This is a genomic window from Frankia sp. CeRuru1, from assembly GCF_977966315.1.
In genome coordinates this window covers 1-2,155 of sequence record NZ_CDWWEW010000521.1, presented here as the reverse complement: position 1 = coordinate 2,155, position 2,155 = coordinate 1, and the positions used below count along the sequence as shown (strand labels likewise).

Here is a 2,155-nt window from a genome sequence, read left to right as displayed (position 1 = left end):
TTGGCAGGTGTAGTAATCTTCACCGAATTCACAGAATGGTTCATAGCCGACCTTGCGCGGGTCGTCTTCCTTCTCGGCCTCGAAGTACAGCGTGGTCATGTCGTAGAGGCACAGGGAGACGTCGCCGGCGGCCAGAGCGTAGGCGAAGCACAGGTCGGCGACCTGGTTGCGGTAGCCGCCGGAGGCGCAGCGGGTCAAGGTGCGTTTCCTCGTCGCGTACGCCGCCCAGCCCGGTGAGCACCCTGCTGGCGTCGAGCAGCGACGTCGGTTCCACGACCCGGGCGATCACCAGATCCCGGAGCAGCCGGTCTCCCAGCGCGTCGAACCCGAGATCGGTGAACACCGAGGCCAGGGCACCAAACAGCAGCACCGACGCGGTCGCAAGCACCTTTCGCTGGCCCGACCACCGCGGCCGGCCCGGCGGGCTCAGGGTCGAACAGCGCCAGCTCGCGCGGCGGCCCGAGCAGCCTGGCCGGGCGCACGGCCGACTCGATCCCGAGGTCGAGCGCTCCCTGCCGGCTGTCGGCAAACATCTCTTCGGCCCGCGCCGGCATGATCCCGAGCTCCGCTTCGGTATGGGCGGACCCCACATGCGCCACGATCCGCTGACGGCGGCCACCGACGTACTCGGCGATCTGCACCGCCGTCGCACCCGAGGCCGTCCGCGCCCTCCGAGCGAACACCGCGACCGAAGACTAGCCTCGGACTTTCACCGGGGTGATCGTCTGTTGGGGGGCGGGAATAGGAAAGTGCTCCTGAGCTGGGAGGATTGGGTTTGCTGAGGACCTGACCCATCCCGTACCAAGGAGCACCTTCGCGGTGAAGACTACCGCTGTGTATCCGTCTGTCTGCGTGGACGTCGCCGGGCGTGGAATCGTGTCGCACGCGGGCGGGCTGATGCTGACCGAGGCGGTCCGGGCCAGCGGGCTCGGGCAGGCGCTGTCGGCGGTGTTGACGCCATGGCGGCCGGGTCGGGCGGTGCACGATCCGGGCAAGGTGCTGTGCGATCTGGCGCTGTCGGCGGCGTTGGGTGGGGACTGCCTCGCGGACATCTCGCTGCTGCGCGCGGAACCGGCGGTGTTCGGTCGGGTCGCGTCGGACCCGACGGTGTCCCGCACCATCGACCGGCTCGCCGTCGACGTCGAGAAGGCCCTGAAAGCGATCGACGCCGCCCGGGCGGTGGCTCGGGCCCGGGTGTGGGAGCTGGCCGGCGCGCACGCCCCGCACGCCGGGGTCTGCGCCGACGATCCGCTGGCCATCGATCTGGATGCCACCCTGGTGACCGCGCATTCGGAGAAGGAGAACGCCGACCGGACCTGGAAGAAGGGGTTCGGGTTCCACCCGCTGTGGGCGTTCGCCGACCACGGCCCGGACGGTTCAGGCGAGCCGCTGGCGGTCCTGCTGCGACCGGGGAACGCCGGGGCGAACACGGCCGCCGACCACATCACCGTGGCCACCGCCGCCCTGGTGCAGCTGCCTCGGCGGTTGCGCCGGAGCCGGTCGGTACTGATCCGGACCGACAGCGGCGGTGGCACGCACGCGTTCCTCGGCTGGCTGCACCGCCGCCGGCTGGGCTACTCGGTCGGGTTCACCCTGCCCGAGGGCGCGACCGAGGCGATCGCGAAGGTTCCCACGGGGGCGTGGACACCGGCTTATGACGCCGGCGGTCAGCCCCGCGACGGCGCCTGGGTCGCCGAACTGACCGGGTTGATGGACCTGTCCGGCTGGCCGGTGGGCATGCGGGTCCTCGTGCGTAAGGAACGCCCGCATCCAGGCGCCCAACTGCGGATCGTCGACCCCGGCGGGAACCGCTGCACCGCGTTCGCGACCAACACCCCCCGCGGCCAGCTCGCGGACCTGGAACTACGTCACCGCCGCCGGGCCCGCTGCGAGGACCGGATCCGCACCGCGAAGGACACCGGCCTGACGAACCTGCCCCTGCACGACTTCGCCCAGAACAGGGTCTGGTGCGCCGTGGTCTCCCTCGCGCTCGACCTGCTCGCCTGGACCCAGATGCTCGCCCTGGCCGGTCACCCTGCCCGGCGGTGGGAACCGAAACGCCTCCGGCACAGGCTGTTCACCATCGCCGGACGGATCACCCGCCACGCACGACAGACCATGCTCCACCTGCCCGAGCACCATCCCTGGGCAGCGC

General features: G+C 70.9%; 2 protein-coding genes. One reads left to right on the top strand and one right to left on the bottom strand.

The window, feature by feature from the left end:
* The coding region (locus AC08OP_RS23740) for a hypothetical protein (RefSeq protein ID WP_476616201.1) at positions 1 to 198 on the bottom strand (198 nt) is incomplete at its 3' end.
* Between the two features lie 621 nt (positions 199 to 819).
* Between AC08OP_RS23740 and AC08OP_RS23735 the strand changes: the two genes are divergently transcribed.
* Positions 820 to 2,155 (top strand): IS1380 family transposase (locus AC08OP_RS23735; RefSeq protein ID WP_476616200.1); only part of this gene is annotated, 1,336 nt, incomplete at its 3' end.